The following is a 21,146-nucleotide window of genomic DNA, read 5'->3' as shown; positions in this document are numbered from 1 at the left end:
GCCCATCTGGGCGGGATTTTCAAGGGCCGGTTGATCGGGGGATTCCGTTTGGGGACGCCATCGCCTAGACTTGGCGCCATGAGCGCGAGCAGGGATCTTGTGGAGGCATGGCGGCAGCATCTGGCACTGGACCGGCGGCGATCCACGCACACGGTGCGCGCCTATATGGCGACGGCGGAGCGGTTGATCGCTTTCCTGACCGAGCATCGCGGGGAAGCAGTGACGGCGGCGGGCTTGGCGCGGGTGGATCAAGCCGACTTGCGGGCGTTTCTGACGGCGCGGCGGATGGACGGGATCGGCAATGGATCGGCGGCGCGGGAATTGTCGGCGGTGCGTGGGTTCCTGAGGTTCACCGGCGGCGAGGATGCGCGGGTGCCGCTGCTGAAAGGGCCGAAGGTGAAGCGGGGTCTGCCCCGGCCGATCTCCCCTGACGAGGCGGTGGCGCTGGCGGGTGAGATTGCGGAGACGGCGCGCGAGGGCTGGATCGGCGCGCGGGACTGGGCGGTGCTGCTGCTGCTCTATGGCGCCGGATTGCGGATCGGCGAGGCGATGGGGCTGATGGGCGACGTGTTGCCGCTGGGCGATACGCTGCGGGTGACGGGCAAGCGGGGCAAGAGCCGACAAGTGCCGCTGCTGCCGCAGGTGCGGGCGGCGATCGAGGCTTATGTGGCGGTTTGCCCTTATCCTATGGCGCGGGAGGAGATGCTGTTCCGGGGGGCGCGGGGTGGTCCGCTGTCGGCGGCTTTGATCCGGCGCGCGGTGCAGGGTGCGCGGGGAAGGCTGGGACTGTCGGATCGGACGACGCCGCATGCTTTGCGGCACAGCTTTGCGACGCATTTGCTGGGGCGCGGGGCGGACTTGCGATCGTTGCAGGAGCTGCTGGGTCATGCGAGCCTGTCATCGACGCAGATTTATACGCAGGTGGATGCGGCGCATTTGCTGGATGTTTATCGGAATGCGCATCCTCGGGCTTGAGTTGGGCGGAGGGACGCTGTTCCCCTCCCGTAAACGTTCAAACGAGGCACGTGACTCGTTTGAAGGGTTAGGGGTGGGCGCGAGCGTAGCGAGCTTCGACCTCGCCGTTACAAGACTCAATCCAACGTTGCGCCAGCCCACCCCCTAGCCCCCTCCCGCCTGCGGGAGGGGGAACAGCCCACTCACCCCCTCGGCTTCCAGGTTGCCAAGCGCCAGAGGTAGAGCGCGATCGCTCCGACCACGCACGCCGTCGCGGCGGGGCCGACATATCTATCGATGTCGCGGAAATTCTGGCCGAGGATGTAGCCCGCATAGGCAAGGATGATGTTCCAGATCAGCGCGCCGCCGGCCGTCCAGGCAAGGAACTTGCCATGCCCCATGCGGAACAGGCCCGCTGGGAGCGAGATCATGGTGCGGAAGGCGGGGAGGAAGCGGAACACGAACACGACGATCTGGCCATATTTGCCGAATATATGATCGAGTTTCTCCACATCCCGCCATTCCAGCGTAGCCCAACGACCATAGCGGTCCACCAGCGGCTTGAGCCGTGCGAAGCCCAATATGTGGCCGACCAGATACCAGAAATAATTGCCGACCGTGGTGCCCAGCGTGCCCGCGACGAGCAGCCACTCCATCGCCATGCGGCCCTGACCGACGCGGATGCCGCCGATGCCCATGATGAGTTCGGACGGGATCGGGGGGAAGACATTTTCGATGACCATCAAGGCGAAAATGCCCCAATAGCCGCCTGCGTCGATGAGGTGGAGGACCCAGTCAGTCAAGGCACGTCATTCCAGCGAACGCTGGAATCTCTTTTGGAGGGCACGGCCTGGGGCACGAGGTCCCAGCTTCCGCTGGGATGACGGGGTTTTTGTTAGACGGTTGAAGGTGGCTCAAGCAGCTACTCTTGCGGCGAGGCGGGCGTCGATCGCGTCCCAGATCATCGCGCCTGTGTCCGTACCGTTGAAGGCGTCGATCGACACGATGCCGGTCGGGGACGTCACGTTGATTTCGGTCAGCCATTCGCCGCCGATTACGTCGATCCCGACGAACAGCAGGCCGCGCTGCTTGAGTTCCGGCCCCATGGCGGCGCAGATTTCCAGTTCCCGGTCGGTGAGTTCTGTGCGTGCGGCTGATCCGCCCACAGCGAGGTTGGAGCGGATTTCGCCTGCGCCGGGGATGCGGTTGATGGCGCCCGCGATTTCGCCGTCGATGAGGACGATGCGCTTATCGCCCTGAGCGACGCCGGGGATGAAGGCCTGAACCATGAAGGGCTCGACCCATGAAGCGTTGAACAGTTCCACGAGCGCGGAAATGTTGGCGCCGGACTGGCCGACATGGAAGACCGCGTTGCCCGCATTGCCGTAGAGCGGCTTGACCACGATCTCGCCATGTTCGGCGAGGAAGCTCCGGACTTCCGCAAGGTCGCGGGTGATCATGGTCGGCGGCATGAAGCGGGCATAGTCGAGCACGAACAGCTTTTCGGGCGCGTTACGGACGGCAGCGGGATCGTTCACCACCAGCGTTTCTTCCTGCACCCGCTCCAGCAAATGGGTGGCGGTGATGTAGCTCAGGTCAAAGGGCGGGTCCTGGCGCATGAGGACGACATCGACGTCGCGGCCGAGGTCGAGCATCTCTGGCTCGCCAAGGGCGAAATGATCGCCTTTGACCTTCTGAACCTTTACCGGGCGCGCCTTCGCCAGCACGCGGCCGTCGCGATAGGTGAGGTCGGGCGCGAGATAATGGTAAAGGCGATGCCCCCTCGCCTGCCCTGCCAGCATGATGTGGAAGGTGGAATCGCCCGCGATGTTGATCCCTTCCATCGGATCCATCTGCACGGCGATGGTGAGGGGGTTGAGCTCAGTCATGTCCAATCCTTTTTCCGGGGATGAAAGGATCAGCCCCCATGCCAGACATTCGCCAGATGGCGCGGCGGACGGCCCGGCGCAAGGAGGATCACGTCGATCCGCATGTCGTCGCCCGGCTTTGCAAGGTCGTAGAAGAGCATTTCGGCTGCGGACGCGACGCGGGACAGGCGGCGTTCGTCGATCGCAAGGTCAAGATCGGCGGCGGTGGCGCGGGATTTTACCTCGACAAAGGCGAGCATTGCGCCGCGCCGGGCGACAAGGTCGACCTCTCCGGCGGGTGTGCGCAGGCGGCGGCCGACGATCTGCCAGCCCTTGAGCCGCAGCCACCATGCGGCGATGCGTTCGGCCTGGCGTCCGCGTTTCTCGGCCTGTTGGCGCCTCACCCTTTGAGTTCCAGCGCGCGGTCGTACAGGGCGCGGCGGTCGAGGCCGAGTTTCTTCGCAACCTCTCCCGCAGCCTTGGAGACGGGAAGGCGCTGCATCGCTTCGAGGAGGGCAGCGTCGGCATCTTCAGCACTGGCGGGCGGGGCTTCGCCGGGCGGGCCGACGATGACGACGATCTCCCCCTTGGGCGGGGCGTCGGCGTAGCGGGCGGAGAGTTCGGTAAGCGTACCGGTGCGGGTTTCCTCGAACGTTTTGCTGATTTCTCGGGAGACTGCGGCTTCGCGGTCTCCAAGTCCTTCGGCCATGGCGGCTAGGCTTTCCGACAGGCGCGGGCCGCTTTCGTAGAAGATGAGCGTGGCGCGCAGGGCGGCGACTTCGGCAAGGGTGTCGGCGCGGGCCTTTTGTTTGGCGGGGAGGAAGCCCATGAAGAGGAAGCGGTCGGTGGGAAGGCCGGACAGGGTTAGCGCGGCAATGGCGGCGCTGGGGCCGGGCAGTGTCGTGATGTTGCGACCGGCGGCGCGGGCGTCGCGGACGAGTTTGTAGCCGGGGTCGGAGATGAGGGGGGTGCCAGCGTCGGACAGGAGCGCAACCGATTCGCTCGCCATCCGCTCGATCAGGCGGGTGCGGACGCCTTCGGCGCTGTGGTCGTGATAGGGGATCATCGGGCGATCTGATCCCGCGTGACGCAGCAGGCGTGCGCTCACCCGTGTATCTTCCACGGCGATTACATCGGCGAGGCGCAGGACTTGCGCCCCGCGCGGGCTAAGGTCTCCGAGGTTGCCGATCGGCCCCGCAACGATGTAAAGCCCGGGCTCCAGCCCAGAAGTTGTATCTTCCATAAGGACGCCAGATGACAGAGACGGATGCCCTCCGGCAAGCGGACATGTTCGCGGCAATGAAGCGCGGTGCGCGTATCCTGTTTGCTGCCAGCGCTTTGGCTCTCGCCGCCTGTCAGTCGATCGTGCCGCGTGGACCCGGCCCGGTGCGGCCGACGGAGCCTGTTCCGAGTGGCCCTGATGTGACACAGGGCCTGCCGACCGACACGCTGCGCCACCGCGTCGCGCTGCTCGTGCCGATGAGCGGGCCGAACGCGGGCGTGGGACAGTCGATCGCCAATGCGACCACGCTGGCGCTGTTGGATACCAAGGCCGACAAGGTGCGCATCACCACCTATGACACCAGCATGGGCGCGGCGGCGGCGGCGAACAAGGCGCTGGCGGAAGGCAATCGCCTGATCTTGGGGCCGCTGCTGGCGGAAGATGCGCGGGTCGTAGGGCCGATCGCCGCAAAGGCGAATGTGCCGGTGATCAGCTTTTCCAACGATGTGAGCGTTGCCGGAAACGGCGTCTACATCATGGGCTATAACCCCAACCAGTCGATCGAGCGCGTCGTCGAGTTCGCGAAGGGCAAGGGGCTGTCGAAGTTCGCCGCGCTGGTGCCCAAGGGCGTCTATGGCGAGCGGTCGGGCACGTCGCTCCTCCGTGCGGTCGAGGGCGTGGGCGGGACGGTCGTGTCGATGCAGACGTTCGACCGGACGCCTGCTTCGATGACGGCGGCGGTCAAGAAATTGCAGGCTTCGTCCAGCTATGACGCGCTGTTGATCGCGGACAGCGGGCGGGTGGCGTTGCAGCTGGCGCCGATCGTGCGGAAGAATGGCGGGGCGACGGCGCGCCTGCTGGGCACGGAATTGTGGAATACGGATCGCGGACTGGCGTCCGCTCCGGCTTTGCGGGGCGCGTGGTTCGCCAGCGTGTCCGATGGGCTTTATGGGCAATTGGCGGGCAAGTATCGGGCGCGTTATGGCAGCGCGCCGTTTCGGCTGTCGGCGCTGGGCTATGATGCGGTGCTGCTGACCGTGCGGATTTCGCGGGATTGGAAGCCGGGGACGGTATTCCCGGCGGCGCGGCTGCGCGATTCGGGGGGCTTTTCGGGGATTGATGGCGCGTTCCGGTTCGGGCGTGGCGGGGTTGCCGAGCGGGCGCTGGAAGTGTCGGAGGTTGGTGCCGGAACTTATACGGTGGTGGCGGCTGCGCCCAAGGCTTTTGCGGAATAACAGCCCCTCCCCCGTTCGGGCTGAGCCTGTCGAAGCCTTTTCCTTCTTAAAAGAAAAGAGAAGCCCTTCGACAGGCTCAGGGCGAACGGAGTGTGGTGGTTAGCTTTTGATCCGCCCGGTTGGCAGGATCAGCGGCCATTCGCCATCGGGCTCGATGCAGGCGGAGATGCCGTAGACTTGGGCAAGGCTCTGTTCCGTCAGGACGTCGAGCGGCTTGCCATCGGCTACAAGCTTGCCATTGTCCATCAGCAGCAATCGATCGCAATAGCGGGCCGCCATGCCGAGGTCGTGCAGGACGGTGACGACCAGCGAGCCGGCGCGGGCTTCGGCCTTGAGTAGGTCCATGACATCCAGTTGATGACCGGGGTCGAGAGCCGCGAGGGGTTCGTCGGCGATGAGCGCGGGCGCGCCTACTGCCAGCGCGCGGGCGAGGAGGACGCGGGCGCGCTCGCCGCCTGATAGTTCGGTCGCGATGCGGCCTTTCAGGTGGAGGACATCGGCGCGGGCTAGCGCGGCATCGACTAGAGCCTCATCCTGCGGAGACAGGCGGGACAGTGGGCCGAGATGGGGCATGCGGCCGAGCGCTACCAACCGTTCGACAAGCAACGGCCAGTGCAGCGTCTGGCCTTGCGGTAGATAGGCGACTCGGCGCGCTATGTCCTTTCGGCTGAGGCTGGCGATCGGGAGGCCGTCGATCGATACTTCGCCACCTTCCGCGCGGATGAGGCCGAGCAGGGCGCGGATCAGCGTGGATTTGCCAGCGCCATTGGGGCCTATGATGCCGACCAGTTGCCCCGGCGCCAGCACCGTGGTGACGCTGGTCACGGCGGCATGGCGGCCAAGGCGAACGGACAGGTTGTCGGTGCGGATGGTTACCATAGCCGCCGCTCCCGCATCAGGTGGACGAGGAAGACGGGGACGCCGAGCAATGCGGTCAGAACGCCGAGCTTGAGTTCGCTGCTGGTGGGGATCAGCCGGACGCCGATGTCCGCCAGCGTCAGCAGCGCCGCACCGCCGAGCAGCGAGGGGAGCAGGATGGCCGAAGGGGAGCGATCCGTCAGGGGACGGACCAAGTGAGGGACGATGAGGCCGACGAAACCGATCGCGCCCGAAACTGCCACTGCTCCGCCGACGCCGATGGCGACACCCAGCATCATACGCAGTCGCGCCTTGGAAAGGTCCACGCCCAGTGCTTGGGCGCCCTCCTCCCCCAAGGTCAGCGCGTCGAGGCTGCGGCCGTCGGCGATCAGCAGCGCGGCGCCGATGAGGACGCAGGGCAGCGCGATCCAGACATGGGCGTAGCTGCGATTTTCAAGGCTGCCCATCAGCCAGCTCATGATCTCCATCGCGGCGAAGGGATTGGGTGAAAGGTTGAGCGACAGGCTGATCCCCGCCCCCGCGAGGGTTGCGACCGCTATGCCTGCGAGGATCAGGGTCAGTGGGCTTTCCGATGGGCCTGCGAGCAGGAACAGCGCGGCGATGGCGATGAGGCTGCTGGTGATGGCGAGGGCGGGGAGGATGAGCGGGTGAAGCTGCGCGAGGCCGAAGTAGAGGGCGCAGACAGCGCCGAGAGCTGCCGCGTTGGAGGCGCCGAGGACCGAGGGTTCAGCGAGTGGGTTGCGGAGATAGCCCTGAAGCGCGGCTCCGGCGAGGCCGAGCATCGCGCCGACGATGAGACCGAGCAGCATGCGGGGCAGGCGCAGGTCGATGAGGATGGCGCGGGCGACTTCGTCACCGCCGCCAGTGAGGACGGCCAGGATGCGGGCGGGAGAGAGTGGGACCGCGCCCAGTGTAAGGGAGCCAAGCGCTGCCAAAAGGGTGAGCGCGATTAGGATGGGGAGCAGCAGGGGATGGCGGCGGGCCTTCATGGCTTGCGCGCTCCAAGGCTGCTGATAGGGGTTGTAGTGCTGCGGCGAAAGCGGGAGCACGGCGCTTTGCGGAGGCTGGATTGGTGCGCAGAAGGATGTTGGCGATATGTTGTTTGGTCAGCCTGACCGGAGCCGCCCCCGTGCCGCCCAAGCATATCGTGTCGCTCAACACCTGTTCCGACCAATATGTGCTGGCGCTCGCCGATCCGGGGCAGATCGCGGCTCTGAGTCCCTATGGGCATGATCCGGAACTGTCGGCGGCGATCGCCAAGGCGCGGCGTTTTCCGGTACTGAAACGTCCGGCCGAAGAGGTATTGGCGCTGCGTCCCGATTTGGTGATCGGCTTTCCCGATGGCACTGGCGGCGTTGTCAGCGCGCCGGACGGGCGATGGCGCAAGCTGGGGCTGGCGAGCGCGGACAGCTTCGCGGCGATCAGGGGACAGATCCGGCAGGTGGCGGCCATTGTCGGCCATCCCGCGCGGGGCGAGGCGATGATCGCGGGCATGGAGCGCGACCTCGCCGCCCTGCCCCGGTCCCGGCGCGGCGGCGTGGCTGCCTATTATCAGCGGCGCGGCTATATGACCGGGACCGGAACTTTGGTCGATGAGTTGATCCGGCGCGCGGGCCTCACCAATCTGGCAGCAAAGCTTGGCAAGCCAGCGCTGGCGCAGGTGCCGCTGGAGGAGATGATCGCGGCCAGGCCCGATTATCTGATCGTGGAGGAAGGCAGCGAAAAGGTCGTCGATCAGGGGACGGAGATGCTGCACCACCCGGTGCTGCGATCCATCCCCCGCATCCGCGTGCCGCAAGCCTGGACGGTGTGCGGCGGCCCCGCTTATGTGCAGGCCGCGCGCAGCATCGTGACGCAGGCGGACGCCGCAAGCAAAGGCAGGACGCAGCCAAAGGCCGCGCCCCGGCGATGAAGGGGGGCGGTCGCCCACCCCCTTCACCTTCTACCGTCAGAAGCGGACACGCACGCCGCCATAGGCCGACCGGCCGTAGGTGCCATAACCATAGGCGGTGGCGTATTCCTGATCGAACAAATTGTCGATGCGGCCGTAGATTTCGAGCCTTTCCGTGATTGGGAAGGAGGCGCGGATATCCGTTACCGCATAGCCGTCAATCTGCACCCGGTTGCGGGTCACGGGGTCGAGATCGACGCTGTCGCTGACCATCGTCACGGTCGCCCCGGTCGACAGGCCGAAGGACCAGGCATAATCGACCGATGCGCTGACGGCGTTAGCGGCGCGGCGCAGCAGGCGCTCGCCAAAGGCCGCGCTGCCCGGCGAACGATCACGCGCATCGACATAGCTATAGGCGGCGGTGAAGGTCAGTGCATCGACCGGACGCAGCGTCAGCGTCGTTTCCACGCCCTTGGCGCGGGTGCGATCCAGATTGCCATAGGTGAAGGTCGTATTGTCGTAATTCAGCTGGTCCCGCGTGTCGCGCCAGAATCCGGTGACGGACAGCACCGCCCGGTCGCTCCCCAGATTCTGGTCGAAGCCGATGTCGTAGCTCTTCGAACGCTCGGGCTTCAGGTCCGGATTGCCGCTGAATGTATCGTAAAGCTGATAGAGCGACGGCGCCTTGAAGCCCTCCCCGTAGCTCAGGCGGAAATTGGTCGCGCCACCATTGGGCGTGTAGTTGGCGTTCGCGCCGAACGTCGTCGCGCCGCCGAACTGGCTGTGATCGTCATGACGCACCCCTGCTGTCATGGACAGGCCCGCTACCGGCTTTACCACGGCCAGCGCATAGATGCTGTCGATGTTGGCGCGGTGGCTTTCCTGCGAACCGAAGCCGAAAAACTCATAATCGGGCCGCTCATGTTCATAGCCGAGCAGCAGCTTCACGTCATCGATGGGCTGATAGACGCCTTCATATTCGAAGCGCAGGTTCGTCCCGGAATAGCCGAAGTCCGGGGCGTTGCCGCGCACGAAATAATAATCGCGATCCTGCTGATACCAGGTAACGGCCGCCCGGTTGGTCAGCTTGCCGTCGAACAGCGCCAAATTCACGCCCGCATAGCCGATATATTGATTGGACTTCGCGACGTCGGGGCTGTCGGCCGGCCTGCCAAAGAAGCTGTCATAGTCGAGATCGCCGTTGATATAATAGCCGCGCAGGTCGAGGCTCAGATCATCGGTGAAGGCGATCTTCAGCCGGGCATTGCCAGTGATATTTTCATAGCCATCCTTTTCCGCGCCACCAAAATCGGAAGAGACAGCGGAGATGCCATCGGTGCGGAAATAGGCGAGGCCCACGCCGCCCGACAATATGCCGCTGGTGCCCGATACATCCGCCTTCGCATTCAGCGTATCGGCATAGCCATAATCGACCGACGCCTTGCCGCCGAACCCTTCGCTTGGGATACCGGTCATGATGTTGACGACGCCGCCGATCGCCTGGCTGCCATAGGCAATGGAGTTGGAACCGCGCAGCACCTCGATCCGGCGGATGTTGCCGACAAGCAAATTGCCGAAATCATATTGATCGCCGATGCCGCTCGGGTCGTTGACCTTCACGCCGTCGATCAGCACCAGCGTCTGCGTCGTTTCGGCGCCACGCACCGACACGCTGGTGACGTTGCCCAGGCTGCCGGTGCGGTTGAAGCGGATGCCGGGGGTGGTGATCAGCAGGTCCACGACGCTGACATTCTGGCGCGTTTCGATCGTCTTTTCATCGATCACGGTCACCGCCTGCCCGACTTCATCGGTGGGTTGCTCAATGCCGAGCGCGGTGACGACGATCTCGCCCGAATCTTCGGCGAGAGCGGGGGTGGCGGCGAGGAGCGCCAGCAGTGAAATTCCGGTCCTGATCATATGTCTGTCTTCCCTGAGCGCCATGCGACATGAGCCCAGGGCCTGCCGCATAAGCGGCCGATGCGCGGGAAGAAGAGACGCCAGCCCCGTCACGCGCACCGATGCGGCCCTGCGCCGCTTCGTCGCTCAGACGGAAAACACCGTGCCCGGACCTATCCCTGGACCCAAGGCAAGAGCGACCATGCGCCGGTAGGTTTCCTGGCTCGCGGGTCGTCGCGGTGATGCACGCCTTCCCGGACTTTTGGTCCAGTGGCTGGTCCCCCTCGCCTTCCCCTTTGAAGGCTTGCGGGTTTCCCTGTGCATCGCGCTCGCCGCTTACAGTTGCAGGGACAGCCGCGGAGTTGGACGGTGATCCCGTCCGCACCGCATTCCCTTTCCGGCGCGATCTGTCGTGAACAGTTGCCCGCTCACGCCGCGCGCCATAGGGGAAGTTGAGGGTTCTGCCAAGGAGTGGATAATGCGATTGCTGGGCGCGGTATTGGCGGGCGGGCGATCCAGCCGGTTCGGGAGCGACAAGGCGATGGCGCTGATGCCGGACGGGCGGACTCTGATGGAGCATGCGGTGGCGGCAATCGCGCCCCACGTTGAGGCGGTGGTGGTATGCGGACGGACGGTCGAGGGGCTGACCAGCCTATCCGATCGGCCCGCGCCGGACATGGGGCCGCTGGGCGGGCTGAATGCGGCGCTGCATCATGCGCGGAGCGAAGGCTATGAGGCGGTGCTGACGACGGGATGCGACATGCCGGTCTATCCGGCGGCGCTGGTGGAGGCGCTGACGGGAGAAGGCGCTGCAGTGTTGAAGGGGCAGCAAATGGCGGGGTTCTGGCCTGCCGGGCTTGCGGATGAAATGGATGCTCATCTGGCTGAGGAGAATAGCCGGTCGATATATGGTTGGCTGGAGCGGATCGGCGCGCGGATCGTGGAGCGGGCGGACATCGTCCTGCCGAATATAAATCGACCGCAGGATATTGCCGGATTGCCAAAGAACTAACCACTCCGTGCTCCTGCGCAGGCAGGAGCCCAGTTCTCACGGCCGCAAATGGGCTCCTGCCTTCGCAGGAGCACGAAGTTACATCATTACAACCGCAAGCCCACGGGCTCCACCGGTCTGAGCCTGCCGAAACCCCTTACCTTCCTTCCAACTAAGGCAGCGGCATCGACAGGCTCAAGGCAAAGATGTGGAGGGCAAGTTCAAACCTGTAGAGCGACGCTAGCTGCAACCCCTACAGGCATGGACGTTCCCGCCACCGCTTCGCCGATCAGCAGCAGGGTCGGGTCTTCGTCGCTGATCGTGGCGACCAGAAAGGCAAGCGCGGACAGCTTGCCGCGGATCAGGCGTTCGGTGGGGAGCGAGACGTTGACCGCCACCATCACCGGCGTTTCGGGATCGCGGCCTGCGGCGATCAGCTGGCGGCTGATCTCTCCGGCGGCGGCGCGGCCCATATAGATGCCAAGCGTGCCGCCGGGACGGGCGAGCGCCTCCCAGTCGAGCTTGAGCGGTTCACTGGCTTTGAGATGCGCGGTCACCAGCGTCAGGCCGCGCGCCTTGCCGCGCAGGGTGAGCGAGGCGCTGCCGCTTGCGGCAGCAGCGCTTGCCGTGGTGATGCCGGGGCAGATATGGAAGCGGATGCCGTCGGCGGCGAGATGCTCCATCTCTTCGGATGAGCGGCCGAATACCGAGGGATCGCCCCCCTTGAGGCGCACGACGCGCTTGCCTGCTTTGGCGGCGGCGAGGAGCAGGTCGTTGATGCTTTCCTGCGCCTTTGAATGGCGGCCGGAACGCTTGCCGACGCTGATCCGCTCGACGCCCTGCGGGATGAGGTCAAGTACGCCGGGGCCGACGAGGGCGTCGTAGAAGACGATCTCCGCGGCGGCGATCAGCTTTTCGGCCTTGCGGGTGAGGAGGTCCGGGTCGCCGGGGCCTGCGCCGACCAGCCAGACTTCACCGGGAGCGATCAATTCATTCGGCTGCATGAAGGGCCTCCTGCGGAATTTGGGCGAGGATGTTGGCGAGCGCGGGACGGCAGGACCCGCAATTGGTGCCCGCGCCGATCGCCTTGCCGATGGCGGGAACGTCGACCAGGCTCTGGTCGCGGATGGCGGCGACGATCTGGTTGAGGCCGATGTCGAAGCAGACGCAGATGGTCGGCCCTTTGTCAGGCTGGTTGCCGGGACCGCGCGCGGCGAGGACGGATGCGCCCACCTCTTCCGCCTCAAGCTGGCCGATGAGCCAGTCGCGCGAGGGGAGCAGGCCGGTGCGGGTGACGAAGAGGACGGCTGCCAGCTTGCCTTCGCGGATGATGGCGATGCGGCGGGTGCCGCGCGTCATGTCGACCGCTTCGACGCGGTCGCCTTTGGGCAGGCAGGCTTCAAGACGCACGGGGTCGCCATTGCCCGCGACTTCGTAGAGCGCGCCATCCGGAACGGTGACCTTCGTGGCCCAGAGGCAGGGGATTTTGGCAGGCTGCTCGCCGCGCAGGATGAGGAAGCCCTTCCACTCCGTCGCGACCTTTTCGATGCTGGCGGGCGTCGATTTGAAGCCGGGCTGGCCCGAATGAGGATCGACCAATGGCCGGGGCAGCAGGCCGGTACGGCCGCCGGTGGAGATTTGGTCGGTCCAGTGGATCGGCGTGAAGATTTCACCCACACGCTGGCCTTCGCTGAAAGCCACGCGGAAGATGCTGTTGCCCTGTGCGGTCTGGACGCGGGCGAGGTCGCCGTCGCAAATGCCCAGTTCCTGCGCGTCCTGCGGGTGGATTTCGACCAGCGGCTCCTCGCGATGGCGGGCGAGCTTGGCTGAGAGACCGGTGCGCGTCATCGTGTGCCACTGGTCGCGGTAACGGCCGGTGTTGAGCGTCATGGGCCACTGCTTGAGCGGCTCCTGAAGGTCCATCTGCTTGGTGAGGACCAGCCGCGCCTTGCCATCGGGGGTGGAGAAGCGGCCATCGGCAAAGGGCTTGTCGCCACCCCAGCGGAAGGGCTCCATCGCTTCATAGGCGTCGTTGCCGATGGTGGCCTGGGCACGGAGGTTGAGCAGGCGCTGGCCGTCATTCTGATAGGCGGTCAGGCGGGCATGTTCGCGCCAGATGTCGGCGGGCCGGTCATAGGCGAAGGCGTTTCGAAAGCCCATGCGGCGGGCAACTTCCTTGACGATCCACCAGTCGGGTTTGGCGTCGCCGGGGAGCGCCAGGAAGGGGCGCTGGCGGCTGATTGTGCGGTCGCTATTGGTGACGGTGCCGTCCTTCTCGCCCCATCCGGCGGCGGGCAGGCGGACGTCGGCATGGACGCTGGTGTCGGTGTCGGCGATGATGTCCGACACGACGAGGAAAGGGACAGATTCCAACGCTTCACGGACGCGGTTCGCGTCGGGGAGGGAGACGGCGGGGTTGGTGGCCATCACCCAAAGCGCCTTGACCCGGCCTTCGTTGATGGCGCGGAACAGGTCGACGGCTTTCAGGCCCGGCTTGGTCGCCATGTTCGGGGCGGCCCAGAAACGTCCCACCCGCTCAACATTTTCCGGCGCGAAGTCCATGTGGGCGGCGAGGGTCGAGGCAAGGCCACCGACTTCGCGGCCGCCCATCGCGTTGGGCTGGCCAGTGATCGAGAAGGGCGCGGCGCCCGGCTTGCCGATGCGGCGGGTGGCGAGGTGGACGTTGATGATCGCGTTCACCTGATCGGTGCCACGGATCGACTGGTTGATGCCCTGGCTGAACAGGGTGACGGTGCGCGGCGTGGCGGCGAACAGCTTGAAGAACTGCTCCAGCAGCGCGGGCGCGATGTCGCAGGTCTTGGCCGTCGTCCAGAGGTCGTGGCCGGTGCGGATATGCTCCCAGAATCCTTCGGGCGCGTTCACATGTTCGGCCATGAAGGCGGGATCGGTGATGCCTTCAGCGTCGCACCAAGCCAGCAGGCCGTTCATCAGCGCGACGTCGGTTCCGGGTTTCACCGGCAAATGCAGGTCCGCCCCTTCGCAGGTTTCGGTGCGGCGCGGGTCGATGACGACCAGCTTCGTGCCGCGTGCCGCGCGAGCGGCCTGAATGCGCTGATAGACGATGGGGTGGCACCAGGCGGTGTTGGAGCCGACGAGGACGATCAGGTCCGCTTCATCGAGGTCGCCATAAGTGGCAGGCACGATGTCCTCGCCAAAGGCCCGGTTGTGCCCCGCCACCGCGCTCGACATGCAGAGGCGGCTGTTAGTGTCGATGTTGGATGTGCCGATGAAGCCCTTCATCAGCTTGTTGGCGACATAATAATCTTCGGTCAGCAGCTGGCCGGAGACGTAGAAGGCGACGCTGTCGGGGCCGTAGCGTTCGACCGTCTCGCGGAATTTCTTCGCGACGAGGTCCAGCGACTTGTCCCAGCTGGCGCGCTTGTTGCCGATCATCGGGTGCAGCAGGCGGCCGGTCAGGCCGACGGTTTCGCCCAGATGCGTGCCCTTGGAGCAGAGGCGCCCGCCATTGGCCGGGTGCGCTTCATCGCCCTTGATCGTGACCGACCGGGGTCCGGTCGGCGTGGCCGAAATGCCGCAACCAACGCCGCAATAGGCGCAGGTGGTGCGGATGGCCTCTGTCATGCTCTTACCTCTTCTTCCCGAGGAACAAGAATTGGGTGGAGGTGCTTGCCGCAAGGGATGGCCAACAAGACACCCCCACCCGGGTCCCCGCCGTTATGGCTGGGGACCGGAAGCTTGATGCTCGTCAGGCTGCTGCCTTCATCGCTGCCGGGCGGGCGATCAGGATGCGGCCGCCCTCCTCTTTCACGGCGATGGTCGGCGTGCAGCCCTTGTCATTGCCCTGCGCCTCGCCCGTTTTCAGGGCGATGTTCCAGTTATGCAGGGGGCAGGCGACGCTGTGGCCGTGGACGATACCCTGGCTCAGCGGACCCTTTTTGTGCGGGCATTCATTGACCAGCGCGAAGACCTTGTCGTCGCTGGTGCGGAACACGGCGATTTCCTTTTCGCCTTCGATCTGCACCGTGCGGGCGCCGCGCTGGGGAATGTCGGCCAGCGTTCCGATGTCGATCCATGTCGTCATGGTCATTACTCCGCAGCGATCGCGATGGGGTCGAGATGCTGATGCAGTTCTGCATTGGCACCGGCTGCGCGTTCGGCCCAGGGATCGTCCTGAGAGAAGCTCTGCGAATAGAGGAAGCGTGCGCGAAGAGCCTCGCGGCCAGCCTCGTCTTCCACAATCCGCTGCTTCACATATTCCACGCCGACACGCTCGATCCACGGCGCGGTGCGCTCCAGATAGCGGGCTTCCTCGCGGTAGAGCTGGGTGAAGGCGGCGCAATAATCGAGCGCCTCCTGCTCGGTCGCGACCTTGCAGAGGAAGTCGGTGGCGCGGACATGGATGCCGCCATTGCCGCCGACATGCAGCTCATAGCCCGAGTCCACGCAGACCACGCCGAAGTCCTTGATCGTCGCCTCCGCGCAGTTGCGGGGGCAGCCGGATACGGCGATCTTGAACTTATGGGGCATCCACGATCCCCAGGTCATCCGTTCCGTCTTGACGCCAAGGCCGGTCGAATCCTGCGTGCCAAAGCGGCACCATTCGGACCCGACGCAGGTCTTCACCGTGCGCAGCGACTTGCCATAAGCATGACCCGACACCATGCCCGCGGCGTTGAGGTCGGCCCAGACAGCGGGCAAATCTTCCTTCTTGATGCCGAAAATGTCGAGACGCTGGCCGCCGGTGACCTTCACCATCGGCGCATCATATTTCTCGACCACGTCGGCGATCGCGCGCAGTTCCTTGGGGTTGGTGAGGCCACCCCACATGCGCGGGACGACGGAGTAGGTGCCATCCTTCTGGATGTTCGCGTGCATGCGCTCATTGACGAAGCGGCTCTGCTGGTCATCGACATATTCACCGGGCAGCGCGCAAAGCAGATAGTAATTGAGCGCAGGGCGGCAGGAAGAGCAGCCGTCGGGTGTCGACCAGTGCAGCTTCTGCATCACCTCGGGGATCGATCGCATATTCTGCGCGACGATCTCACGGCGGACATCGTCATGGCCAAAGCTGGTGCATTTGCACATCGTCTTGGGGCCTGACTGGACGTCATCACCCAGCACCACCGCCAGCAGATTCTCGACCAGACCCGTGCAGCTGCCGCAGCTGGCCGACGCCTTGCAGGTGCCGCGCACCGCGTCGAGGCTGCATGCACCCTTTTCGATGCAGGCGACGACCTGGCCCTTGCTGACGCCGTTGCAGCCGCAGATCTCGGCATCGTCCGAGAGCGCCGCAACGGCCGCCTTAGGGTCCAGCGCGCCTCCTCCAGAGGCGAAGGCCTGACCGAAGATCAGCAGGTCACGGATTTCGCCGACATCTTCCTCGCGCTTGAGCAGGTCGAAATACCAGCCGCCATCGACGGTATCACCGTAGAGCACCGCGCCGATGATCTTGTCATCCTTGACGATGACGCGCTTATACACGCCGCGCGAGGCGTCGCGCAGGACGATGTCCTCGCAGCCTTCGCCACCGGAGAAGTCACCGGCGGAGAAGACGTCCAGACCCGCAACCTTGAGCTTGGTCGAGGTGACCGAACCCTTGTAACCCGTGTGCTGGTCGGTCAGGCCGTCGGCCAGGCTGCGGCACATATCCCACAGCGGCGCGACGAGGCCGTAGACATTGCCGTCATGCTCGACGCATTCGCCGACCGCCAGCACATCGGGGTCGCTCGTGACCATATGGTCATCGACCTTGATGCCGCGATTGACCTCAAGGCCAGCTTCACGGGCAAGCGCGGTCGAGGGACGGATGCCCACCGCCATGACAACAAGGCTCGCGGGGATTTCCGTGCCGTCCTTCAGGCGGACGCCCTCGACCTTGCCGTCGCCGTAGATGCTTTCGGTGTTGGCGGCGGTCAGGATCGTCTGGCCGCGTCCTTCGAGCGCGGACTTGAGCAGCCAACCCGCCGCCTCGTCCAGTTGCCGCTCCATCAGCGTGTCCATGAGGTGGATCACGGTGACCTTCATCCCGCGCAGGGTCAGGCCGTGCGCGGCTTCCAGGCCGAGCAGACCGCCGCCGATCACCACCGCAGAGCCGCCCTTTCCGGCGGCTTCCAGCATGGTGTCGACATCCTTCATGTCGCGGAAGCTGATGACGCCCGGCAGGTCCTTGCCCGGAACCGGGATGATGAACGGATCGGAACCCGTCGCGATCAGCAGCTTGTCATAGCCAACAGTGCGACCCGACTGGCTCGTGACGGTCTTTGCGGCGCGATCGATTGCCGTCACCGGATCACCGGCGATCAGTTCGATCTTGTTCTCATCATACCATTCGCGGCTGTTGATGACGATGTCATCGAAGCTCTTTTCCCCGGCCAGAACCGGCGAGAGCATGATGCGGTTATAGTTCACATAGGGTTCCGCACCGAAGATGGTGACGCGATAGCGCCCCGCATCGCGTGCCAGCAGTTCCTCGACCGCGCGGCAACCAGCCATGCCGTTGCCCACAACAACCAGATGTTCGCGAACATCGTCGGAGGGCACGAAGATATCCTCTTCGTTGGCCGTCTCCGGTCCGGCGTTGTTCTGAAAATCCATCCCTTGACTCCAGACAATAAAAAAAGCCGCCATCCGGACCCCTGGGCTTTGAACCCAGGAGTCTGGATGGCGGCTTTGCCATCATTAACGCTTTGACGATCCAACCGTGGATCACCGCAGCTATGTCAGTAGAGGACAACCTTGTCCTTCGCAGTGCAGCATAAATGAAACGCGACTGGGGTCAAGCGATTCGGCGGAAAAGTTAGAGATTGCGCTCAGCTTCCACCTTTTCACCGTTTCCCCTGAGCTTGTCGAAGGGCTTCACTTCTTAGGAAGCGGTTCTCATTGCCCAAAAACAAGGGCGGCGGCTCCTCTTTCGAGTGCCGCCGCCTCTCCTCTCCGGTAAGCGTTGATCAGATACGCGCGCCGGTGCTCCAGGTCGCGCGCCACTTGGCACGCACCAGCGAGATACCGAGGAACGCGACCACGGCGAGGCCCGCGAAGATCAGGAAGCCGGGGGCAAAGCTGCCCGTGAACTGCTTGGCGATACCCAGCGAGGATGCGAGGTAAAAGCCGCCAATGCCGCCCGCCATGCCGACCAGGCCGGTCATGACGCCGATTTCTTCCTGAAAACGCTGCGGCACCAGCTGGAACACCGAGCCGTTGCCCACGCCCAGCGCCAGCATCGCAGCGACGAAGAAGCCCAGGGCAGAGACCAGCGTCGGCGCATAGGATACGCCCGCCAGCGCCAATGCGGCGACGATATAGACCATCATCAGCGCCTTCACGCCACCGATCTTGTCAGCCAGCGCGCCGCCCATGGGGCGAACCAGAGAACCAGCGAATACGCAGCCCGCGGTGCAATAGCCTGCCGTGATCGGGGTAAGGCCGAACTGGTCGGTGAAGTAGATCGGCAGCGACGCGGCCAGACCGACGAAACCGCCAAAGGTCACCGAATAAAAGCCCATCAGCCACCATGCGTCGGCGCTCTTCAGCGGGCGGAAATAATCCACCAGCTTCTTGGGCGCGGGCGCGTTGGGGGCGTTCTTCGCCATGATCAGGTAGAGGAAAAACACGATGGTCAGCGGGATGCAGGCGAGGCCCAGCACCGCGTTCCAGCCGAACAGCTTGGCAAGGATCGGCGCGAACAAGGACGCCAGAACCGTGCCCGAATTGCCCATGCCGGCAAGGCCCATCGCCTTGCCCTGATGCTCAGGCGGATACCAGCGGCTTGCCAGGGGGAGCGCGATGGCGAAGGAAGCGCCTGCAAACCCCAGGATGACGCCCAGCGCCAGCGTCCCGCCGAAGCTGTTCACGCCCATGAACCAGGCGGTGAAGAGGCCAAGGATCACGATGACCTGGCTGATCGCGCCCGCCTGCTTGCAGCCAATGCGGTCGACCAACAGGCCGTTGACGACGCGAAGCAACGCGCCCGCCAGTGTCGGCACCGCGACCATGAGGCCCTTTTCCGCAGGGGTGAGGCCCAGCGTCTTGGAAATGGAGGGCGCAAGCGGCCCGAGCAGCACCCACACCATGAAGGCGAGGTCGAAATAGAGGAAAGCGGCAATCAGGGTCGGCGTGTGGCCAGCTTTCCAGAAGCTGGTTGGTCCGGCTGTCCCCTCGCCGCCCTTCTCGCGATCCCAATAAGCAGTTGCCATGACGAGGTCCTTCAATCCAAGTGAAATGGACACAAAAAAAGCCGCTCTCCGGACGCCCGTTTGTGACGAGACCCGGCCAGCGGCTTTGCTGCAAAATATTGTTTGAGGAGAGCGCGGCCCCATCCTTGGGCGTGCTCATCCATGAACGCGCTTCGTCGCGCGACCTTTGCCTTATCTAATGATTCGTTTCATGTTGCAAGGCACAATTTTTTCAAGCGCCACGCGCGTTAGAAGCTCTTCAGAAAATCCTCGATATGTTCGGGGTCGAATGTGCGGCCGTCGAAGAAGCGGTCGGGGCCGAGCGTCAATTCTCCCCGCTTGGAGCCCACCGCCAAGGGGGATGCGACGGCACCCTCCACCTTCATGCTGGCGCCGGGAATCGCCACATTGCTGTCGGCCAGCGCGCGGCGGAAGATGTCGGGGCGGAAGACCGATCCCGCCTTGGCCGCGTTTTCAGGCGTATGATCCACCATCTTCCAGCGGGCGAGCTGCGAATAGAGCCACAGCGCCTGACTGCGCCACGGGAAGGGCGTCGCTTCGCGGGAGAAGAGCATGAAGTCGGGCATGTCGAGCGGTGGCATGTCCGGCCGTGCGGTAATGCGGCCCGATAATGCGCGCAGGATGAGGTCGGCGGGCTGATCGACGAAATGCGGTTGCGACAGGAGGTGGGCCAGCGCCTCATGATTGGCCGGGTCATCGCACCATGCAGCGGAACGGACCAGCGCGCGGATCAGCGCGTCTACGGTCTGCGGATTTTCCTCCAGCCAGGGGGTGCGGAAGGCGAGCACCTTTTCCACGCCGCGCCGCCATATCCGTTCGCCAATGGCGACAGCTTCGGCAAGTCCCGCTTCGACAGCCGCGCTGCCCCAAGGTTCGCCAGCGATGAAACCGTCAATTTCGCCCCCGCGCAGCGCCTCCACCGTCAGCGAAGGCGGCACCACGCGCAACAACACGTCGCGATCGGGATCGACACCCGCGCTCGCCAGCCAGTAGCGCAGCATGATGGCGTGGCTGGAAAAGCGGTGGACGATGCCGATCACCGGCTTGCGTTTCCACAGGCCGATGGCGGCGGCGAAGTCGTGGGCGGTGCCGAGCGGATCGTCGAGCCGGGCAGCGACATCGGGGTCGAGCGCCTGCGCAAACTCCCGCGCCATTACCAGCATGTTGCCGTTGACGTTGAGCTTATAGGGCGCCGACAGCGGCGCGGGCTGCTGGCTCAAACCCAGCGTCACCGCGATGGCAAGCGGCGCCAGCATATGCGCGGCCTGCACCTGACCGAAGATCAGCCGATCGCGCAGCGTCGCCCAACTGACCGTGCGAACGAGATCGAGGGCGATCCCCTCCTCCTCCGCGAAACCCTTTTCCCGCGCAACCGCCAGCACGGCAGAGTCGGTCAGCGGCAAATAGGCGATGCGCAAGGATGTCGTCATAGGCCCCCTCCCAACAGGTCGCTCGCGGTGATCAGTGCCTGGGCGACATCCACGATCTTTTTCCCCTGATTCATCGCGCTCGACCGCAACAGCGCATAGGCGTCCGGTTCGTTGATGCCGCGCTGGCTCATCAGAATGGATTTGGCGCGGTCGATGATCTTGCGGTCGGAAAGCTGCGTCCGCGCCTCGTCCAGTTCGGTCTGGAGTCGGGCGAAGGCGTTGAAGCGACGGACGGCGAGTTCCAGCACCGGCTTTACCCGCTCCTTGCGCAGGCCATCGACAACATAGGCCGAAACACCCGCGTCGATCGCCGCGCCGATCATGGATTCATCCGACTGATCGACGAACATGGCGATCGGGGTGGCCAGTGCGCGGCTGACCGTGAGCATTTCCTCCAGCGTATCGCGGCTGGGGCTACCCAGGTCCATCAGCACGACGTCCGGCGCCATGCGTTCGAGCCGCGCGACGAAACCGCCGCGCGGGGGGACGATGTGGATATCGTCATAGCCCGCCTCACGCAGTCCTTCTTCGAGAACCGTCGCGCGCAGGCCGCTGTCATCGATGATGACGATTCGCATGTGGACCCAGCCCTTTTGGCCCTTCAGT

The 21,146-nt window shown here is 64.7% G+C and carries 18 protein-coding genes and 1 riboswitch; of the genes, 4 read left to right on the top strand and 14 right to left on the bottom strand.

What is annotated here, in order from left to right; genetic code table 11:
- Positions 1–78: 78 nt before the first annotated feature.
- Entirely contained in the window at positions 79–975 is an 897-nt protein-coding gene (locus ACZ51H_RS00545) for a tyrosine recombinase XerC (protein WP_464771833.1), read from the top strand.
- Positions 976–1,157: 182 nt separating this feature from the next.
- On the opposite strand, the gene ACZ51H_RS00540 is transcribed toward ACZ51H_RS00545, so the two are convergent.
- The 4 genes from ACZ51H_RS00540 to rsmI all read right to left on the bottom strand — a co-directional run bounded on the left by ACZ51H_RS00540 (position 1,158) and on the right by rsmI (position 4,065).
- On the bottom strand, positions 1,158–1,757 hold the full coding sequence (locus tag ACZ51H_RS00540; RefSeq protein ID WP_464802127.1) for a DedA family protein: 600 nt from the start codon (positions 1,755–1,757) through the stop codon (positions 1,158–1,160).
- 111 nt (positions 1,758–1,868) lie between these two features.
- On the bottom strand, positions 1,869–2,843 hold the full coding sequence (gshB, locus tag ACZ51H_RS00535) for a glutathione synthase (RefSeq protein WP_464802126.1): 975 nt from the start codon (positions 2,841–2,843) through the stop codon (positions 1,869–1,871).
- 29 nt (positions 2,844–2,872) lie between these two features.
- The gene (locus ACZ51H_RS00530; RefSeq protein WP_464802125.1) at positions 2,873–3,226 is read right to left on the bottom strand and encodes a YraN family protein; all 354 of its coding nucleotides are present in this window, start codon (positions 3,224–3,226) and stop codon (positions 2,873–2,875) included.
- On the bottom strand, positions 3,223–4,065 hold the full coding sequence (gene rsmI, locus ACZ51H_RS00525) for a 16S rRNA (cytidine(1402)-2'-O)-methyltransferase (RefSeq protein ID WP_464802124.1): 843 nt from the start codon (positions 4,063–4,065) through the stop codon (positions 3,223–3,225). The genes ACZ51H_RS00530 and rsmI overlap by 4 nt, the downstream gene beginning before the upstream one ends.
- An 11-nt stretch (positions 4,066–4,076) precedes the next feature.
- Here rsmI and ACZ51H_RS00520 point away from each other — a divergent pair, with 11 nt between their 5' ends.
- The gene (locus ACZ51H_RS00520) at positions 4,077–5,279 is read left to right on the top strand and encodes a penicillin-binding protein activator (RefSeq protein WP_464802123.1); all 1,203 of its coding nucleotides are present in this window, start codon (positions 4,077–4,079) and stop codon (positions 5,277–5,279) included.
- Between the two features lie 99 nt (positions 5,280–5,378).
- Here ACZ51H_RS00520 and ACZ51H_RS00515 read toward each other — a convergent pair whose 3' ends face one another.
- Positions 5,379–6,158 carry an ABC transporter ATP-binding protein gene (locus tag ACZ51H_RS00515; RefSeq protein ID WP_464802122.1) on the bottom strand — a complete coding sequence of 260 codons (780 nt, stop codon included), beginning with the start codon at positions 6,156–6,158 and terminating at the stop codon, positions 5,379–5,381.
- Positions 6,152–7,147, bottom strand: coding sequence for a FecCD family ABC transporter permease (locus ACZ51H_RS00510; RefSeq protein ID WP_464802121.1), 996 nt, complete (start codon positions 7,145–7,147; stop codon positions 6,152–6,154). The genes ACZ51H_RS00515 and ACZ51H_RS00510 overlap by 7 nt, the downstream gene beginning before the upstream one ends.
- A 95-nt stretch (positions 7,148–7,242) precedes the next feature.
- Here ACZ51H_RS00510 and ACZ51H_RS00505 point away from each other — a divergent pair, with 95 nt between their 5' ends.
- Positions 7,243–8,070: an ABC transporter substrate-binding protein gene (locus ACZ51H_RS00505; protein ID WP_464802120.1), complete on the top strand. Its 828-nt coding sequence runs from the start codon at positions 7,243–7,245 to the stop codon at positions 8,068–8,070.
- A gap of 36 nt (positions 8,071–8,106) precedes the next feature.
- Here ACZ51H_RS00505 and ACZ51H_RS00500 read toward each other — a convergent pair whose 3' ends face one another.
- Positions 8,107–9,966 carry a TonB-dependent receptor plug domain-containing protein gene (locus tag ACZ51H_RS00500; RefSeq protein WP_464802119.1) on the bottom strand — a complete coding sequence of 620 codons (1,860 nt, stop codon included), beginning with the start codon at positions 9,964–9,966 and terminating at the stop codon, positions 8,107–8,109.
- Between the two features lie 171 nt (positions 9,967–10,137).
- Positions 10,138–10,362, bottom strand: a riboswitch (cobalamin riboswitch).
- A 61-nt stretch (positions 10,363–10,423) separates the two neighbouring features.
- On the opposite strand from ACZ51H_RS00500, the gene mobA reads away from it, so the two are divergent.
- Positions 10,424–10,957 (top strand): molybdenum cofactor guanylyltransferase, encoded by a 534-nt coding sequence (gene mobA / locus ACZ51H_RS00495; protein ID WP_464802118.1) that lies wholly within the window; start codon positions 10,424–10,426, stop codon positions 10,955–10,957.
- Positions 10,958–11,157: 200 nt separating this feature from the next.
- On the opposite strand, the gene cobA is transcribed toward mobA, so the two are convergent.
- The 7 genes from cobA to ACZ51H_RS00460 all read right to left on the bottom strand — a co-directional run bounded on the left by cobA (position 11,158) and on the right by ACZ51H_RS00460 (position 21,118).
- On the bottom strand, positions 11,158–11,940 hold the full coding sequence (gene cobA, locus ACZ51H_RS00490) for a uroporphyrinogen-III C-methyltransferase (RefSeq protein WP_464802117.1): 783 nt from the start codon (positions 11,938–11,940) through the stop codon (positions 11,158–11,160).
- Positions 11,927–14,539 carry a molybdopterin-dependent oxidoreductase gene (locus tag ACZ51H_RS00485; RefSeq protein ID WP_464802116.1) on the bottom strand — a complete coding sequence of 871 codons (2,613 nt, stop codon included), beginning with the start codon at positions 14,537–14,539 and terminating at the stop codon, positions 11,927–11,929. The genes cobA and ACZ51H_RS00485 overlap by 14 nt, the downstream gene beginning before the upstream one ends.
- Before the next feature lie 124 nt (positions 14,540–14,663).
- The gene (nirD, locus tag ACZ51H_RS00480; RefSeq protein ID WP_464802115.1) at positions 14,664–14,999 is read right to left on the bottom strand and encodes a nitrite reductase small subunit NirD; all 336 of its coding nucleotides are present in this window, start codon (positions 14,997–14,999) and stop codon (positions 14,664–14,666) included.
- Between the two features lie 5 nt (positions 15,000–15,004).
- On the bottom strand, positions 15,005–17,512 hold the full coding sequence (nirB, locus tag ACZ51H_RS00475; RefSeq protein ID WP_464802114.1) for a nitrite reductase large subunit NirB: 2,508 nt from the start codon (positions 17,510–17,512) through the stop codon (positions 15,005–15,007).
- A 353-nt stretch (positions 17,513–17,865) separates the two neighbouring features.
- Positions 17,866–19,110 (bottom strand): nitrate/nitrite transporter, encoded by a 1,245-nt coding sequence (locus tag ACZ51H_RS00470; protein ID WP_464771821.1) that lies wholly within the window; start codon positions 19,108–19,110, stop codon positions 17,866–17,868.
- 227 nt (positions 19,111–19,337) lie between these two features.
- On the bottom strand, positions 19,338–20,540 hold the full coding sequence (locus ACZ51H_RS00465) for a CmpA/NrtA family ABC transporter substrate-binding protein (RefSeq protein ID WP_464802113.1): 1,203 nt from the start codon (positions 20,538–20,540) through the stop codon (positions 19,338–19,340).
- A complete protein-coding gene (locus tag ACZ51H_RS00460) occupies positions 20,537–21,118 on the bottom strand; it encodes an ANTAR domain-containing response regulator (RefSeq protein ID WP_464794233.1) in 582 nt (193 codons plus the stop codon). The genes ACZ51H_RS00465 and ACZ51H_RS00460 overlap by 4 nt, the downstream gene beginning before the upstream one ends.
- Positions 21,119–21,146 lie beyond the last annotated feature (28 nt).

Source organism: Sphingobium sp. TomMM15 (assembly GCF_055397045.1).
This window is presented reverse-complemented; position numbering and strand designations above follow the sequence as displayed.

Bases quoted from the DNA above. Each gene is read 5' to 3' on its own strand.
- ACZ51H_RS00545 (WP_464771833.1), top strand. From the start codon at position 79: ATGAGCGCGAGCAGGGATCTTGTGGAGGCATGGCGGCAGCATCTGGCA.
- gshB (WP_464802126.1), bottom strand. From the start codon at position 2,843: ATGACTGAGCTCAACCCCCTCACCATCGCCGTGCAGATGGATCCGATG.
- rsmI (WP_464802124.1), bottom strand. From the start codon at position 4,065: ATGGAAGATACAACTTCTGGGCTGGAGCCCGGGCTTTACATCGTTGCG.
- ACZ51H_RS00520 (WP_464802123.1), top strand. From the start codon at position 4,077: ATGACAGAGACGGATGCCCTCCGGCAAGCGGACATGTTCGCGGCAATG.
- ACZ51H_RS00515 (WP_464802122.1), bottom strand. From the start codon at position 6,158: ATGGTAACCATCCGCACCGACAACCTGTCCGTTCGCCTTGGCCGCCAT.
- ACZ51H_RS00510 (WP_464802121.1), bottom strand. From the start codon at position 7,147: ATGAAGGCCCGCCGCCATCCCCTGCTGCTCCCCATCCTAATCGCGCTC.
- ACZ51H_RS00505 (WP_464802120.1), top strand. From the start codon at position 7,243: ATGTTGGCGATATGTTGTTTGGTCAGCCTGACCGGAGCCGCCCCCGTG.
- ACZ51H_RS00500 (WP_464802119.1), bottom strand. From the start codon at position 9,966: ATGATCAGGACCGGAATTTCACTGCTGGCGCTCCTCGCCGCCACCCCC.
- mobA (WP_464802118.1), top strand. From the start codon at position 10,424: ATGCGATTGCTGGGCGCGGTATTGGCGGGCGGGCGATCCAGCCGGTTC.
- cobA (WP_464802117.1), bottom strand. From the start codon at position 11,940: ATGCAGCCGAATGAATTGATCGCTCCCGGTGAAGTCTGGCTGGTCGGC.
- ACZ51H_RS00485 (WP_464802116.1), bottom strand. From the start codon at position 14,539: ATGACAGAGGCCATCCGCACCACCTGCGCCTATTGCGGCGTTGGTTGC.
- nirD (WP_464802115.1), bottom strand. From the start codon at position 14,999: ATGACGACATGGATCGACATCGGAACGCTGGCCGACATTCCCCAGCGC.
- nirB (WP_464802114.1), bottom strand. From the start codon at position 17,512: ATGGATTTTCAGAACAACGCCGGACCGGAGACGGCCAACGAAGAGGAT.
- ACZ51H_RS00470 (WP_464771821.1), bottom strand. From the start codon at position 19,110: ATGGCAACTGCTTATTGGGATCGCGAGAAGGGCGGCGAGGGGACAGCC.
- ACZ51H_RS00465 (WP_464802113.1), bottom strand. From the start codon at position 20,540: ATGACGACATCCTTGCGCATCGCCTATTTGCCGCTGACCGACTCTGCC.
- ACZ51H_RS00460 (WP_464794233.1), bottom strand. From the start codon at position 21,118: ATGCGAATCGTCATCATCGATGACAGCGGCCTGCGCGCGACGGTTCTC.